This is a genomic window from Sphingomonas naphthae (genome assembly GCF_028607085.1).
GTDB lineage: Bacteria > Pseudomonadota > Alphaproteobacteria > Sphingomonadales > Sphingomonadaceae > Sphingomonas_Q > Sphingomonas_Q naphthae.
Map to the genome: position 1 here is coordinate 95,771 of NZ_CP117413.1, position 16,435 is coordinate 112,205.

Annotated in this window: 11 protein-coding genes; 3 read left to right on the forward strand and 8 right to left on the reverse strand. The window is 63.5% G+C overall.

Annotated features, from left to right (window positions below):
• Nucleotides 1-18: 18 nt before the first annotated feature.
• Nucleotides 19-1,569 (forward strand): cryptochrome/photolyase family protein, encoded by a 1,551-nt coding sequence (locus PQ455_RS20450; protein WP_273691965.1) that lies wholly within the window; start codon nucleotides 19-21, stop codon nucleotides 1,567-1,569.
• A 98-nt stretch (nucleotides 1,570-1,667) separates the two neighbouring features.
• Here the strand turns inward: PQ455_RS20450 and PQ455_RS20455 are convergent, their stop codons facing one another.
• Together PQ455_RS20455 and PQ455_RS20460 are read right to left on the reverse strand one after the other, a co-directional pair.
• Complete coding sequence (locus PQ455_RS20455; protein ID WP_273691967.1) at nucleotides 1,668-2,066, reverse strand: VOC family protein; 399 nt, start codon at nucleotides 2,064-2,066, stop codon at nucleotides 1,668-1,670.
• A 401-nt stretch (nucleotides 2,067-2,467) separates the two neighbouring features.
• Nucleotides 2,468-3,019, reverse strand: coding sequence for a hypothetical protein (locus PQ455_RS20460; RefSeq protein WP_273691969.1), 552 nt, complete (start codon nucleotides 3,017-3,019; stop codon nucleotides 2,468-2,470).
• Nucleotides 3,020-3,257: 238 nt separating this feature from the next.
• Between PQ455_RS20460 and PQ455_RS20465 the strand changes: the two genes are divergently transcribed.
• Together PQ455_RS20465 and PQ455_RS20470 are read left to right on the forward strand one after the other, a co-directional pair.
• Nucleotides 3,258-8,114, forward strand: a complete 4,857-nt coding sequence (locus PQ455_RS20465) for a protein NO VEIN domain-containing protein (RefSeq protein WP_273691978.1) — start codon at nucleotides 3,258-3,260, stop codon at nucleotides 8,112-8,114.
• A 2-nt stretch (nucleotides 8,115-8,116) separates the two neighbouring features.
• A complete protein-coding gene (locus PQ455_RS20470; RefSeq protein ID WP_273691980.1) occupies nucleotides 8,117-9,820 on the forward strand; it encodes a UvrD-helicase domain-containing protein in 1,704 nt (567 codons plus the stop codon).
• Nucleotides 9,821-10,029: 209 nt separating this feature from the next.
• Here PQ455_RS20470 and PQ455_RS20475 read toward each other — a convergent pair whose 3' ends face one another.
• From PQ455_RS20475 to PQ455_RS20500, 6 genes are all read right to left on the reverse strand, one after another.
• Entirely contained in the window at nucleotides 10,030-10,995 is a 966-nt protein-coding gene (locus tag PQ455_RS20475) for a class I SAM-dependent methyltransferase (protein ID WP_273691982.1), read from the reverse strand.
• Between the two features lie 802 nt (nucleotides 10,996-11,797).
• Nucleotides 11,798-12,274 (reverse strand): hypothetical protein, encoded by a 477-nt coding sequence (locus PQ455_RS20480; RefSeq protein WP_008830650.1) that lies wholly within the window; start codon nucleotides 12,272-12,274, stop codon nucleotides 11,798-11,800.
• Nucleotides 12,275-12,285: 11 nt separating this feature from the next.
• Nucleotides 12,286-13,536, reverse strand: coding sequence for a molybdopterin-dependent oxidoreductase (locus PQ455_RS20485; RefSeq protein ID WP_273691996.1), 1,251 nt, complete (start codon nucleotides 13,534-13,536; stop codon nucleotides 12,286-12,288).
• Between the two features lie 85 nt (nucleotides 13,537-13,621).
• Nucleotides 13,622-14,773 carry a TDT family transporter gene (locus PQ455_RS20490; RefSeq protein WP_420542883.1) on the reverse strand — a complete coding sequence of 384 codons (1,152 nt, stop codon included), beginning with the start codon at nucleotides 14,771-14,773 and terminating at the stop codon, nucleotides 13,622-13,624.
• Nucleotides 14,773-15,642, reverse strand: a complete 870-nt coding sequence (locus tag PQ455_RS20495) for a LysR family transcriptional regulator (protein WP_048939395.1) — start codon at nucleotides 15,640-15,642, stop codon at nucleotides 14,773-14,775. The genes PQ455_RS20490 and PQ455_RS20495 overlap by 1 nt, the downstream gene beginning before the upstream one ends.
• Nucleotides 15,643-15,725: 83 nt before the next feature.
• Entirely contained in the window at nucleotides 15,726-16,322 is a 597-nt protein-coding gene (locus tag PQ455_RS20500) for a uracil-DNA glycosylase (protein WP_048939396.1), read from the reverse strand.
• Between the last annotated feature and the right edge of the window lie 113 nt (nucleotides 16,323-16,435).

The following is a 16,435-nucleotide window of genomic DNA, read 5'->3' on the forward strand; positions in this document are numbered from 1 at the left end:
GGGCGTTCAGGTGATCGCATGACCCTCCTCATACCGATCCTGGGCGATCAACTCTCGCATGATCTGGCCTCCTTGCGCGACGTGGGCAAGAGCGACACCGTGCTGCTGCTGATGGAGGTCGCGGAAGAGACCACCTATGTGCGCCATCACAAACGCAAGATCGCGCTGATCCTGGCGGCTATGCGCCATTTTGCCGAGGAAGCCCGCGCAGCGGGCTGGACGGTCGACTATGTCCGGCTCGACGACCCAGAGAATAGCGGCAGCTTTACAGGCGAGGTCGCGCGGGCCGTATCGCGCCACAGTCCTCATGCAATCCGGATCGTCGAACCAGGTGAGTGGCGCGTCCGGGAGATGATCGATGGCTGGGCCGCACGGTTTGACCTGCCGGTCGAGATCATCAGCGACGATCGCTTCATCTGCGGCATATTGGAGTTCCAGACCTGGGCGCAGTCGCGCAATGATCTGGTGATGGAGTTCTTTTACCGGGAGATGCGCCGCAAGACGGGCCTGCTGATGACCGCCGACGGCCAGCCGGAAGGCGGTGCGTGGAACCTCGACAAAGAAAACCGCGCACCGCCCAAGCGCGGCCTGAACTATCCCGAGCCCATGCATTTCACGCCAGACGACGTCACGAACGACGTGATAGCGACGGTTGCGGCGCTGTTCGGCGATCATTTCGGACGGCTGGAAAAATTCGCGCTGCCCGTTACGGCGGCCCAGGCCCGGCGCGCGCTGGCCCATTTCGTCCGGACCGCTCTGCCCGATTTCGGCACCTACCAAGATGCCATGGTGACAGGGCAGGACTGGCTCTACCATAGCTGGCTCAGCCCCGCGTTGAACCTCGGCCTGCTGACACCGCTGGAGGTCGCGCAGGCCGCCGCCGACGCCTATGCTGCCGGCACCGTGCCGCTCAACGCTGCTGAGGGCTTTATCCGCCAGATCATTGGTTGGCGCGAATATGTGCGCGGCTATTACTGGCTGGAGATGCCGGACGTCGCGACGGCCAACGCGCTGGAGGCGACGCGGCCATTGCCGGAATTCTATTGGACCGGCGAGACTGACATGCGGTGCATGGCGGAAGCGATCCGCAACACCCGCGACCATGCTTATGCGCACCACATCCAGCGATTGATGGTCCTGGGCAATTTCGCGATGCTGGCGGGCGTGCGACCGCAGGACGTCGCCGACTGGTTTCTGGTGGTCTATGCCGACGCCTATGAGTGGGTCGAGTTACCCAATGTCATCGGCATGAGCCAGCACGCCGATGGTGGCCGCCTGGCGACCAAGCCCTATGCCGGCGGCGGCTCCTATATCAACCGTATGTCGGACCATTGCGGCGGCTGTCGCTACGATGTGAAGCTGAAGGTCGGCCCCGATGCCTGTCCGCTCAACGCCCTCTACTGGGACTTTCTGGCGCGCCATGAACGCCGCTTTCGCCGCAATCGTCGTATGGTGCAGATGTACGCCAACTGGGACCGGATGAAACCGGAAGTCCGCGACGCTTATCGTGCCAGCGCCGCGACCTTTCTGGACCCCATCGAACCGGCAGCGCGAGGCTGGGCGCGCTGATGGTGCTGCGACTTTATGCTGACAGATCCTTCCAGACAGGTGATCCAACAGCCAGGCGCCGCCACTGCGCGCGATCAGCGACGGCGCAATCGTAGTGCTTAATTGGGAAAATGAATTCCGCAAAGCTTGTTACCGTCGGGGTCACGAAAATAAGCCAGTTCGATCGTTCCCATGTTTGCTGTATCGCGGGGCCCAGGGGCCGCCTCGATCGATGTGCCGCCAGCAGACACTGCGACGTCGTGAAGCCGCTTTACTTGCTCAGGTGAGTCGCACGAAAAAGCGACGGTGGCACCATTTGCTACCGTCGCCGGTTCATCGTTAATAGGCTGCGTAACGATGAAATTCGTACCAGCGCCATTTCCGTAAATGAGGCGTGTGTGGCCACTGTCGGCTATGTTTGGCGTTGCCTCGCCCATGCCCAGGACACCAAGCACTTCATTGTAGAAGCGTTTGGATCGCTCAATGTCGTTCGATCCAATCATCGTGTGGAAAAGCACTTGTTTTCTCCCATAGCGTAGCAGCCGTTATGACGCTCAGCCGACGCGGGCGATAGGGTAAATCGCTGCTGCTCCGCCACTCTGACGTTATTTGCGGTCGCAGGCGGAGCCGGCCAATTGCCCGACTGCTTGCCCCGGCATGGTCTCGGTCCTAATATCCAGAAGCAGCAGGGATAGAGTAGAAGCCTGGAGACAAGGCATACGATCCTCATCTATCTTATGCTGCTCTTGCGAGCAACGAATGGGCATCGTCTGCGATACCGCTGCCTCATCTCCGAATTTTCGGTCCGATAATATATCTTATGTTAAATTTATCAGTGACTTATGACTGAACTGCTCATCGTTGAACCCGATGGTCGTGTATACCGCGATATTCACTGCACTGCAAAGATCCCACCGTTTCAGTAGCTGCCCGCCAACGCAAGCCGCACGTCCGCCGCGATTGTGTAGACGACTTCGCGCTGCGCGCCCCGATTGTGGTGGTCGACGCGATACCCCTGATAATGACGATGCAGCAATCCAGCGCGCACAAGATCGGATACAGCACGGCTAACGTTCGTCCGACCGGATCGCAGGATGCGCGCTTCGATTTCCTCGTCCTGCTGCTGAGTCAAATCGCCCGCATTCTCCGAGCCGTCCGCCTTTGCCATTAGTTCCAACCGGACCGCTGCAATCATGGCCGTACGGCGACAGTCCCGGTTGGCCAGCGGCGCCAGTGCTTGGCAAAGCCAATCACGAACCGGAATCTGGTCGGCATCGCTTCGAACATAGGGTCCGAGATTGCCATCCTCCCCTGCGGCCTTGGCGATCAGGTTGAGGATGAGCAGAACATACCGCGGACGCTTCGACACCTGCGATACGCGGTTGACCAGATCCGGCAGCGCGACGGTCGGCAGCGACGCAGGCTGGGGTGCTTGTTGGATATGGTCAAACAGATCAGCTTGGTGGAACATAGCAGGAATCTAGCACAGGCGGTTCAGCTGTGAATCCCCCTAAAACACCCTTCCCCAACAAAAATCACCAGTGTCACTTTACCACGCGGGTAAAGTGACACTGGTGACGCAGCGACTATCGATCGTGATGAACATCAACAAACGACTTGAGTCCCACGTACTCCATTGGCACCCTCCGCATCGGGGGTAATGATTGGATGAGAGGTTTTAAGAGCAGCAGCGAGGTCATCGCTGATTCATGAAGTCGGACAACCCAATCGAGCAGCGTTACGAAGCCGACTTGCTCGGCAACATCCAGCAGGCACTCGCGGGTCTCCAGGGCTTCGAGGTCATGGCGCTCGAACTCATCCAAAACGCCGACGACGCGGGCGCCGCCGAGATGCGGTTCGATGTCAGGCGCGGCGGCCTCCACGTCTGGAACAGCGCGAAATTCAGTAGCTGCGGGCTGTCGGAGCACGTCTGCCCCATGATCGAGACGGACGGCAGACCGTGTAATTTTCACGCGATCTCGAAGATGGGTAGCCGCAACAAGATCAGTGTCGGCTCGCAGATCGGACGCTTCGGCATCGGATTCGTTTCCGTCTACCAGATCACCGACGGCCCGACAGTCCGCTCGCTGGACCTTGAGATGCGCCTCGACCCGCTCCGTGGCCGCAGCCCCGCGCGAAAGGTAGCACCAGTCGTAGGCACGGAGTTCGACCTGCCATGGGCGGATCGGCCATCGCCAACGCGGGCCGGACTTCGCGCCTCTCCGACGCCGGCCGACGTCGTGGATATCATGGTCGAGCGCCTGCGCTTCGCGCTCGAGGGTGGGCTGATCTTCCTTCGCAACCTTACGCACGTCGAGCTCTTGATCGAAGGCGCCCTCGACCAGGCCATCACGATCCGCCGGAGAGACAACCATTTGGTGATCCGTCGGGAGCCCGATGGCCGGGAGACCCAGTGGCGCATCATCACAGCCGATGCGCAAGGATTGGTTGACGAGCGTGACCTCCGGGGGCGCTTCGCGATGCTGTCGGAACTAGACCGCGACACCAAGGTCAGCATCGCGATTCCGCTCTCGGACGACCGGGTCGATGGCCTCGTCTACGCCTTCCTCCCGACCGAGCAGCCGACGCGATTGCCCTTCCACGTCAACGCCGACTTCTTTCCTCGGCCGGACCGCCGATCGATCGTGCTCGGCGGAGAGCAGCATGACCGGCACTGGAACGAGGCGATGCTCCAGACTGCCGCCACGGCCGTGGCCGAGGATTTCGGGGAACTCACCGGATTGCTCGGCGCGCGTCGGCTCTGGGCGCTAATAGGGGCGGCGCACGCAATCCGCGAGGATCAGGCCTTCGGTTGTTTCTGGGCGGCGTTCTCTGAAGCCGCGGCCCTCCACGAATGCGCGTGGACGGTCGGAGAACAATGGGCGTCGATCGCCTCGACCCTGCTCGCACCTTCCGTGCTTGGCGCGAGCGAGCTCATCGCGCTCGAGGCCGTCGGCATCGGTATCATGCACCCTGACCTGAGGAGCAGCTGGTCCGCCTTGCAGGCGCTGGGCTCGAAGTCGCTTATGCTTTCCTCAGTCGTGGCGGGGCTCGAGGCCTACGCGGCGGCTGGGTCGGACTGGGATGCCGATCACCGGCAGGACCTGTGGAGCGCCGTCGGCAAGATGCTCGCCGCACTGCCGAAACCTTTGGCGATGCAGTCGCTGCAGACCAGACTGAAGGCCGTTCCATTTCTCTCAGACGATCGCGGTCAGCCCGCCAGCGGTTCAAGGCTCAGGATCCTGCCCCAGGGCGTTGATCGTGCGAGGATCGGCACATTGGCGCCCGGCGTGGCGATCGTCGACCAGCGGGTTCTGAGCGTTCCGCTGGTTGCCGCCCTCGTCCCAACGCTCGATCTCGCCGAAGTGGCGCGAGCTCTGGCGTCCGTGATCGCGACGCAGGACGACGCGGCGCGGATCATCGGCGAGACGGACGACGAAGTACGCGACTTCTATGCGACCCTTGTGGCACTGCCGCGCAGGCCGACGGACACCGTGGCGCTGGCCGCGCTTACACAGGTCCCGATCCTTCGCACGCATGAGACGTTCGCCGCGCCGGCCCGGGCGCTGCTGCCCGGCGGATTCGTCGATCCCGTCGGCCACCTGTCGGTGGTTGAGGCGGCGCTGATGGGCCCGGCGATGCGCGAGTTCGCCGAAACCGCGCTCGAGGTGCGCGTGCTGTCCTTCGGCGAATTCATACGCCGCCATCTCAGCGACCTCGTCGCAGCCGACCCGACCCGCGACCAGTATCGCGCACTGATGCGCGAGATTGCTGGTCATTGGCACGAGCTCGCGTCCGCTGGCGCGCTCGACCTTCTTCGGCGAGCGGCCTTCATCCGCACGCGAGACGGCGGGTTCGCCGAACCGGGTGACTGCTATTTCAGGACCGCGGAACTCGAGACCCTGCTAGGCGAGGACCAGTCACGCTGGGTGGAAGACGACTGGATACCCCGCGATAGTTTGCCAGTGCTTCAGGACCTTTTCGAGACGCATCTCGGCATGCCTCGTCGCGCATCGATCAATCATGTCGTCGCCCGGATGGACCATCTGGTTTCCTTCGATCTGTCGGAACGGACGTCGCGCGCGGTCAATAGCGTCGCACGACACCTCATCGATCGAATGAGGACGCTGTCCCAGGCGGACCGGATCAGTCTGCAGCGGCTGCGCACGCTCGCCTGGATACCTGCCCTGCTCGATGGAGAGCCCACCGGAACTTGGCATCTGCCGGGCGCGGTGCACAGACCCTTCCAGGCGGCGGGCTTCGCGTCGCAGGCGCGGGTCGCGGATCTACCCGTTTTTCGTCGAACCGCCGCTGGGCAGGCGCTGCCCGATTTCCTGACATTGATCGGCATGCCGGATCTGCCGCCGCTCGACGTGGTGGTGGCCCATCTCGAGCATTGCATGGCGACGGGGCGGCAGGTGTCTGACGTCACCTATCAGATCCTGAGCACCGGCCTCGACCGTCCCGAAGCAGCTGCGATCGAGCGGCTGCGCGGCAGGCCGTTCATCTGGGCGCCTGCACTCAAGACGTTCCTAGATGCCGATCACGTCTTTTGGGAGGCTCCGCCGTTCCGCGCGCACTGGCATCCCGCATCGACATTGATGATGCAACGCGCCGCACTTTATCGTGAACTGGACGTCGTCGACGTGCCGGAGGTGCGGCACTACGCCTTGCTTGCCTGCGAACTCGCCCAACGGGCCGAACGCTCGGCAGCCGACCTCGCCGTCCATCAGGCCTGCCTCGCGTATCTCGCGAACGCCCTGGACGCTGGCGACGTGGGGGCGGACGACGCCATCGCTGAGCTGCACGACACGTCCTCGCTGATCAGCCTTGAAGGGGACCCTGTCGATCCGGCCGACGCTATCTGGTGCGACGCCGACTGGCTCGCCGCGCCGTTCGCCGGCGCGCTCGACCATGCTCTCGTGGCGACGCCGCCATGCCGGCCAGCGACTGCAGCCCGGCTGTTCCGAGCGCTCCGCTCTGATCGCCTGTCGCGCATCGCTCGGCTCGTGCTGGGGGCTGAGCCCGACCGAACGCCGTGCAAGGCAGCGGACGGATTGCTTGCTGAACGTGGCGATCTGCTGCTCTGGCTGACGGGCGATGCGAAAACGAGAGTCCGTCTTTTCGCCGAACTGGCGCAACTGACAGTCCAGACCAGCTCATCGCTCCAGGTCTTGGCCGAACTGCCAGAATCGACGCCGCCCGCGCGGTCCGCACCATCCGTTGCGCCCGCTTTCTACGAAGCCGCGACCGCGACGCTACACGTCGCGGTGGGCCAACAGGCCGAACTGGACTGGAGCTCGGCTTTCCGTGCGCTCTTCTCCCACTTGGACATGCTCGCGACGGAAGCCGACGCACGCCATTTGCCGATCACCGCGCTGATGATCATGACCTCTCCGAGCCGCGCGAGCGCCGAGCATGTGCTGCGCACCGCCGGGTTCGCACCGCCTGCCGACCACAATCTCGATGGGTTGGAAGGCACTCCCGGATTTGACGCATTCGAGGATGTCCTGTCTCCAGACGAGATTGATGCCAATGGCGAGGCGGCTGACGGCGACGACGATGCGGTGACCGAGGAAGAGCAGGACGCCAGCTCCAACGAAACTGAGCGGAACGAAGGCGCAACCCACGACGATGCGGATCAGGAGCAACCTGCGCAGGGAGATGACTGGGACGACGATGAGCCGTTCCGTTCGAAGAAGGCGACAGGTGACTTCGGCAAGGGTTCGGAGCGGAGCACATCTGATCCATCGGCTGTCCAGTCGGGGATTGGCCAACCGGGCTGGACCGGTGGCGGCGGGGGTGGCTCAGGAACGGGCGGCGGTGCTGGCGGCGGCCGAGCGCCGCACGCTGGCCTAGGAACGCAATCGAGTGGTGGCGTCAGTCCGGGTGGAGCGTCGACGCAGGCCGGTGGCGAGCCACGCGAGCGGCAGACGCGGCGCAGCCGCCTGCTCGCCTACGTTGCAACGAGTGCGCATGCCGCGTCGCTGGAACAGTCGACTCCATCGGAGCGCGAGCGGGTCGAGCTCGCGCAGGTTGATGTCGCGGCGATCGAGGCGGTCCTTCGCTACGAGCGCGCCAAGGGGCGCGAGCCGGAGGAGCAGGCGCATAACAACCCGGGCTTCGACATCCGGTCGATGTCGGCGGGGGGTGTCGTCGCACGGCTGATCGAGGTTAAGGGGCTAACCAGCGACTGGACCGAGCGCGGCGTGCGGCTCTCGAGCGTCCAGTTCGCTATGGCGCGCGAGCATCCCGAAGCCTTCTGGATCTACGTCGTCGAGAACGCACGCGACCCGGATCGCCAGGTGGTGCACGCGATCGCAAATCCGTTTGCCAAGGTCACCGAGTACTGGTTCGACCACGGCTGGCGCGACGTCCGGGAGGAGTCGGCGAGCGCTCGTGAGTTGCGCCTTCGGGCCGGAGAGCGCATCAGGCATAGCCACTACGGAATGGGCGTGATCGAGCGGGTCGAACTTCGCACCGTTCCACAATACGTCACGATTCGCTTCCGGATCGATGGGCTCAAGAGGCTGCCGTTCAATTCCCTTCTGACCTTTCCGACCTGAACATGGCGATCTGCTATCCTCCCGCGGAAACCGCCGAGAGCACTTCCGCCGCCGAGCTGAAGCTGTTGCGGGCTTGCGAGAGCAAGCTCGGAGACGACTGGCTCGTGTTCCATTCCGTAGCCTGGATATCGCGGGCATCGGGCTCGGGCGCGTCCGACGGGGAACTCGATATGCTACTTTGCCATCCCCGGCACGGCATTCTCACCATCGAGGTCAAGGGCGGCGGGATCGGACTCGACTATCGGACCGGCGACTGGACATCGACTGACCGGAACGGTCGCGTGCACCCCATCAAGAACCCATTTCGTCAGGCCACCAAGGCCAAGTACGGCGTCCTGGAGAAGCTCAAGGAAAGCCCGGCCTGGACGCGGCTGGGAATCGCTCGCTTCGTCATTGGACACGCGGTCTTCCTGCCAGATGTTGGCGACGCTCGGCGACTGGCGGGACCCGATGCTCCGGCCGAAATAACCGGCGACGCTGGCGACCTCGGGCGGCTTGACGAATGGCTGACCCGGGTGATGGCGTTCTGGGAGGGCGAGGACAGCCGCCGGCACGATCAGATCGGTCCTGGCGGGGTCGCGGTGGTGCGCCAGATCTTTGCACGTTCCGTGGCGGCAAGGCCGTTGCTGTCGACGCGCATCGGCGAGGAAGAGGTCCGCCGCCTCGAACTAACCCGCCGGCAGATGGCCGTCCTCGATCTGCTGTCGCGACACCGCCGCGTGGTGATCAGCGGCGGCGCGGGAACGGGCAAGACTCTAATCGCGCGCGAAAAGGCGGAGCGACTCGCGCGTGAAGGGATGCGCACACTCCTGGTCTGCTACAACCGGCCGCTCGCCGATCATGTGCGCGAGCAGGTGGCGGGGATCGACCTACTGGACGTCGCGTCGTTCCATCAGCTCTGCGATCGCTGGGTAAAACGCGCCCACGCCAAGCTTGGTCGTGACCTTATGGCTGAAACCCGAAGGGACTTTCCGGGCGCCGACCACTTCGATGTCATTCTGCCTATGGCCCTGGCCCTCGCGGTTGATGCGTTCGGTCCGAGATACGACGCTATCGTCGTTGACGAGGCGCAGGACTTCGCGCTCGAGTTCTGGATGCCAATCGAGATGCTGCTGACGGGCGGGGAGGACGCGCCGCTCTACATCTTCATCGACGAGAACCAGGACCTCTACCGGCGCGCGACCGAACTGCCAATCAAGACGCCGCCCGCGACGCTCGACCGGAACTGCCGCAACACGGGGCACATCCACGCCGCGGCTTACCGCTACTACCGCGGCGACGCCGTTGAGGCTCCGGAGATCGAAGGCACGCGGGTGGAGACGCTTATCGCCGGCGACCTCGCGAAGCAGGCACGGGCGATCGCTGCCACCGTGACCAGGCTCGTAACGGAGGAGGGAGTAGCGCCTCACGACATCGCCGTGCTGCTGTGCGCGGCCGGCGCCAAGGCGGAAGCCGAGGCGGCGCTGGCGGCTAACGCCATCCCGCGATCGGCTTCTTGGGGCAGGCTGGAGAGCTACGGGCAATGTGTGATCACCGTTGACACGGTGGCGCGCTTCAAGGGCTTGGAGCGCGCGGTCGTGATCCTGTGGATCGACGGCTGTGATCCTGCGCTCCAGCGCGAGACCTTTTACGTCGGCCTGTCGCGAGCCAAGTCCGTTCTCTATCTCTGTGGGACGCAGGACGCCTGCCGGACGGCGATGAAGTGAGCGCTGATACGCCGGCTGCGATCACCGGAAAAGGACGCTGATGAACCAGAAATGAGAGGCGGATGAGCGGCCAAATTTTACTGCAGCCACTCCAGCCCAGCTGTGGGTGCCGTCGACAAGAAGCGGCCGTCGTGCGGAATGCCGTTCGTCGGCCAGGTGAGGAAACACAACGGCTAGAGCAGGATAGAATTTGGCTTCGATAGCCTAGACTATCTCTTAGCCAGAACTTTCGCCTCCTCGATGCCAGCAGCCGAACGATGCTCCCGTTCCGCTGATCGCTGCCGCGATCGCCGTGGCATGCCGAAGACGTCCGCCTTGCGTAACAGAATGCGGACGTCATCGCGGATGATCACATCCTGCCGTTTCAGATCGATGGTGATCGACGTCATCGTCTCGGGAAACGGCTGGCGCCTTCCCGTGAGCGAGAAGAGCGTGGTGCGACGGCGCAGTGGGTCGAGCCGGACTATGTGCTCCTGCTCGATATCGCCCGATAGGTACAGCGCGCACCCGACGTAGCACCTCAGCACTCCCTCGAGGTCGGCGACGCGTTCGCTGTCGATGACAAGGCGCCCATCCTCGTCGATCGCACCGAAACCCGCATCAGATGCACGCTCCATTGCGGTGACCGTGCGTTGCGGATCGGCAAGCGCGTGGAGATATTCGAGCGCCTGCTCTCCGAATTGCTGCTGGCTACCGAAGTGCTTGCGGATGTCGCGCACCATAGCCGGGCTCGGCCGTGCGGCCGTGCGTGACCGATTGAGGATGTTGAGCGCCTGATGCACAAGCAGGTCGTCGCGCCGTTCGGCGGCCGCTCGCGCGAACAGCTCCGCATCTATGTCCGTGTCCTGGCTGGCCTCGATTGCGCGGGTGAACGACACACGCTCGGCGGCAAGAAGATCATGAACATCTGACGGCACCTCGTCGGCATGGGGCAGCCGACCCCGTTCGAGCGCGAAGCCTGCTATTGCATCGATGGCGGTGGCGATACGATCGGCTAGTTGTGGTCTCGCGACCGCAGTTTTGGCAGGACGATCGGCGCGGTAGGCGCTGGTGGACGCTCGGCGTCCGCGCCGTCGCTCCAGGAGGAAGTCTTGCTCTTCCTCGGGCGAGCGGAACAGAGCGAAGATGCCTGGCGCCAAGGCGACAGGCTCGACCCCCGTCGCCTGCGTCAACATCGCCTTCAGCTCGGCCTGTTGGAAATACTTCTGGAAGGTGCCGCGTGCCGTTAGGTAGGGGAAAGGTCCCAGATCAATTTCGCTTCAACGACACTTCAGCCGGTCAGCTGCTCGAAGAATCCGCCAGAATCTGTCTACTGTTCGCAAGGGCCCACAGGCGCTGGAGACTGCGTGATAGACTCCTACATCGGTTTGCGGCGCCTGTGCTCACGCTCGATAACGTTTGCCCCAACGAGCCTTCCTGTGAAATGCCGCTCGCGCTTGCCAGCCCCTCAATGCGTCGTTGCCTTATCGCAATCTGCGCCGCGATGCTCGATGCAGACTGTGACCCAACGGTGCGAAACGAGGACGAGCCGGTTGTCGACGTATGGGCGCGGATGGTCGATAGCATCGCACTCCAACAGTTCATCCAAGATCGTCAGGCGTGCTCGCCGACGTTGAAAAGAACAGTGGAAGCAGCGTGCCATCGGAACGAAAAAGTCGAGCGGATGTCCGCGTTACGGAGCGCCTCGACGGCCTACAAAACTCTCTTCCGTGACGCGGCCGGAAATGCGTTCTCTTCGCGCCATTAAGTACCCGCGAGCCTACGGATGGCAGGCGCATTTGGCCTCTAGCTGGCCGCACGCTTTTTAGCGGCAAGTGTCCATTAACTTAGGAGGTTGGCGGCGCGCACCTGAATGCGGCGCTTCTGCTGGATTTCATCAATTCCATTCCGTCCCGCGATTGGGCAACATGCGCCCATTCCCGCCGCTCAATGCTCCTAGGGTAGCGCCTGAAAGCAGACGTTACGCAGCTTGGCGCCTCAACCCGTTCCTCCGGAGGCATCCGGCGCGGTGCCGGGGGCGGTATCCTGAGCCTTTCCGGTCGGCGCCCCATCCTGCGCTGCACTCATCGCCGTCAGATAGTCGACGATAGCCGGAATGTCCTTGTCCGCCACGGGAGCCTTGTAGACATCCTTCATCTTGGTGACCGTTGCCTTCCACTGGTCCGCTGAAAGCACTGGCTGGGTCATCGCCATGCTGGCGGAATGGCAAGACGTGCAATTCGCATTGATGACATCGGCATGAGGGCCATCGGGATATTGCTGCTCATCGATAGGAAGATCGACCGTATCCGAGGTCATGGTAAAGCCGTTCACGGAAATGCTGCTGGGTGTAGGCCCTGTGGATTGGGGTTCGGGCAGCGGGGTGTAGCTGCCGGGAGGGCCCACCATCATGAGGGTGAAGACGGTCACGCCGAGCAGTCCGACGGCCAGCATGCCTGGGGTTGGCGCTTTCATGCCAAAGCTCCTTATGCCGTCACGATGGTAGTGGTTTCGATATTGCCGCGCATGAAACCGCCAGGGTTCCAGATCGGCGCCATCGGCTGTGCGACGCCTGCCGTATTCCAGCAGCGCGACATAAGCGACGTCTTTCCGGGGCCGGGCAAGGGAACCTGGGCGTCCCACCGCCGGAAACTGTACTTCCCGTGGTCCGGTCCGAGCTTGGTTGCAAACCAGTGGCGACCGCCGTCGGTGGACACATCGACCCGTGCCACGCCGCAGTCGCCGCCCATGGCGATGCCGCCAAGCGGGATCGAGGCCTCGTGCGCGATCCGCTGACCTTCGCCCAGACTGGTGACCCACGAACGCGGAATCATGCGGTTGATCGGAACGGTCGGGAAGTCCTTGGCGCCAGGCTTCACATTGGCGCCGGGCGTCGCCGGGATCTTGTAGGCCTTGGCCATCCAGTATTCGTCGTCAGGCCCGGGCAGGACCTCGATGTCGTTGAGCATCTTGACCCAGTAGGTGGAGTACCAGCCCGGCACGATCAGCCGGATCGGGAAGCCGTTGAGGAGCGGCAGCTGCGTGCCGTTCATGCCGAAGGCGATCATCACTTCGCCGTCGCGGGCATGATCGATGTCGAGCGCCTTCTCGAAGTCCGGGGCACCGGCGACCACAGGTTGATCGAGAGCGCCGAAACGAACCTGGACGGCCCCCGCCTTCACCCCGGCCAGATCGAGCACATCGCGCAGGCGCACGCCGAGCCACTTCGCATTGCCCATCGCCCCGTTGCCCCACTGCGCGCCGGGGACGCGGGGCTGGAACAGCCCTCGCGAATTGCCCGAGCACTGGTTCACGGCGGCCATCTCAACCCTTGGCAGGCGCATCAGTTGTTCCAGATTGATCGCGATCGGCTTGTTGACGTGACCGCGGATAGTGAGCCTGAAAGCATCGACGTCGATCGAGGTCGGGATGTCCGCCCAGTGCCAGCGCACGAAGAACTGATCATTGGGGGTGAACACGTCGCGGTCAAAGACAGCCATCGGTGTTTCGAGCAAGGGCGGATGGATGCGCTGGAGGATCATGCTGCCCTTGCCGGGAAATGCGCTCGTCATCGGGCGCTGCGCATTGCCGCCGGGGAGATGCAGGTCGGTCAGCCCCTGCGTGATGCCCTGCGCCAGCGCAGGCGCAGCGGCGATGGCTGCACCGCCGAGCGCGGCATTCTGCAGGAAACGGCGGCGGCTTGTTTCGGCCGCGAGCTCGGCATCCAGTCTGTCCATGGTCGTATCCTCTCGGGCAAAATGGTGGCGGGTGCTGCTGTGAGAAGCAAGCGATCAGAACACCGTTACTGATCGCAATGCCCGATCAGTTTGTGGCGGCGATACAGGGCGATACGAAGAGATTGCCGCGCCATCCGCCGATCAAGGTCTTTGCGGCGACCACCATCCACATCAGGGCAAGCGCCAGGGTCAGAACGGTGCCCACGATACCGAAGAAGGCAAGGTGCAGGGTCGTGCCAAGGCGAAAGGTTGCCACGGTGAAGACGCCTAGCGGGAAGGTATAGCCCCACCAGCCAAGGTTGAACGGGATACCTGCCCGCCAGTAGCGCCAGGTGATGAGCGAGGCGAGCGCCAGCCACCAGAGGCCAAAGCCCCACAGCAACAGACCGGCGATTGTGCCGATGCCTTGGGCGACAGTGCCGACATCGGCCAGCCCATGCCCAGCCATGATCGCGGGGGCGTCGCCGCCCAGAACCAGCATGCCCAGCGCGCCGGTACCGATCGGGCCAAGCGCCAGCCAGCTCGATGCGGCCATGCCCTCATGCGGCAGCTTGTGGAGCGCCATGCGCAGGATCAACAGTGCAAGAATGCTGAAGGCGACCGGGACCGAATAGGCCCACAGGATGTAGGACGTGACGAGCATCCCGAACTGCGCGCTGTCTTGCGCCAGATGCGGCGCCAGCAGTCCTCCGCTGGCAGCCGTCACTTCGGCCGCCACGACCGGCAGCAGCCACACCGCCGTCATGCCGTCGAGCCAATGCTGGTGGCGCGTGAACATGAAGTAGGGGATCAGCACACCGCAGCTTACCGCCATGGCGGCGTCGATCCACCACAAGACCGTGGCGACCGGTACGATGCCCTCGCCGAAGCGCGCGATACCGAATGCGATGCACCCGTTGATGATCGTGGCGAGGCCCATGGGGATCGTGCCGATGAACATCGATACGGTGTTGTGGCCGAAGATGCGCCGCGCTTCGTGGCCGAACAGGATCCAGCGCGCGGTATAGAGCGCGGTGAAAAGGCTGAAGAGCCCGATGTTGAAGAACCACAGCACCTCTCCCACAGGCTTGAGCGAAGCGCCGATGCCCGGCACCTGCGGGAGGGCCAGCGCAAGAATGCCCGTGCCCATGGTGGCGGCAAACCAGTTGGGCGTGAACTGGCGGATCATCTCGCGCGGGTGATCGAGCCGGCTGAGTGGGCGCATCCCTTCGAGGATGGGCTTGATATCCGTGGTCATCATCCAAACTCCTTGACCAGTTCGGTCAGCGCGTCGGCTGCCCGGGTGCGATACCGCTCCTTGTGGCGTAACGCTTCAAATGGACGGGCAGGCATTGCGAGCGGCAATTCATGAAGGTGCCCTGCAGCAAGTGCGCGGCGCACCACCAGTTCGGAAAGGACCGCGACACCGGCGCCGGCCTCGACAGCGGACCGTACGGCTTCGTTGGACGGCAGCGTCATGGCGATGTTCAGGTCTGCCGGATCGATACCGCGATCACGCAGGACATCCTCGAAACTCGACCGTGTGCCGGACCCGTGCTCCCGCACGATCCAGTTGGCGCCGCGCACCCAGTCCTCATCGATGGTATCGACAGCCTGCCCCGAGATCAGCAGCATCCGGTCCTCGCCGACTTTCCAGTGGGCGAGTGCGGGCTGGTCGATCGAACCTTCGACAAAGCCCAGTTCCGCGCGGCCATCCAGTACCTGTGCCGCCGCACCCTCGCTGTTGTCGATTGCGAGTTCGACGCGGATCGCGGGGTGGCGGCTGTGAAACTGAGCCAAGCGCGAGGGCAGCCAGTAGCTGGCGATGGTCTGGCTGGCGACAAGGCGCAGGGTTCCGCGCTTCAGGCCGCCGTACTCGGCCAGGGTAAGCTCCGCCGTCGCGGCGCGGCCAAGAACGGCGCGTGCCTCATCGAGGAACATGCGACCCGCCTCGGTCAGTTCGATGCCGCGGCCCACGCGGTTGAAGAGCGGCACGTCATGCCTGGCCTCCAGCGTAGCGATCGCCGCGCTGGCAGCGGACTGGGTCACGCCCAGTGCCTCGGCGGCCCGCGTCATATGTTCGCGTTCGGCAACGCCCACGAAGATGCGTAATTGTTCAAGGGTCATGGTGATCTCCTGTCACCATTGATACCGCAGCCCGATCAATCACTCCAACGCATTGATTATATCATTCCAATCTCGTTCTAAGATCATTTGATGAGTGCGTTCCTGGCGGCGAGCAGCGCGCTTTCGATCCGTTGGCTGACATCAGGACTGGTGCAGACATTGGCCGGACTAGGGTGGGGCATGGTGATGACCGACACATCGGGCCGTGCCTCTTCGATAAGTGCTTCCGCCCCCGCCGCCACCCGGCCCGCCAAGATGCAGACCCGCACGCCCGGCAGTTTCGCAAGCAGGTCGGGAAGCGTTGCGAGACCTTCGGCAATCTCCGTTCGGCGCAGCGCGCGATTGCGGGCACCGGGGGCGTGGACGATCCAGGGCACGCAATTCCACTGAACGATGTCCATTCGCGCGATGCCCGCCGCTTCCAGATAACGGCGAAGGTTACGAGCAGTGCCAGATGGGTTGTCCCGCGACACGAAGCGAGTGCGATCAGGCCCGGGGCCCGGCGTCTCAAGAAGCAGGAGAAGGCGCGCATCTATGCCGCCATCGAACGGGTCGAAATGCGGCACCGTGTGTCCTGCGCCAACGAGCCCCTCACGCCATATCTCCAGCGGCGCAATGTGCGGCGCACCAAGTGCCGCTCTGCGTTCGGCGATCAACGCGGGATCATCCAGCCAGGCCATTGATCGTCAAATCCTATCGAAACTACAAAAATCATCGGTTGGATCGATGGCGAGTGTTGCGCCATGTGTTCGACAGGCAACGCCTGCGTTGGCGTACCTGCTCCTCGGCAGCT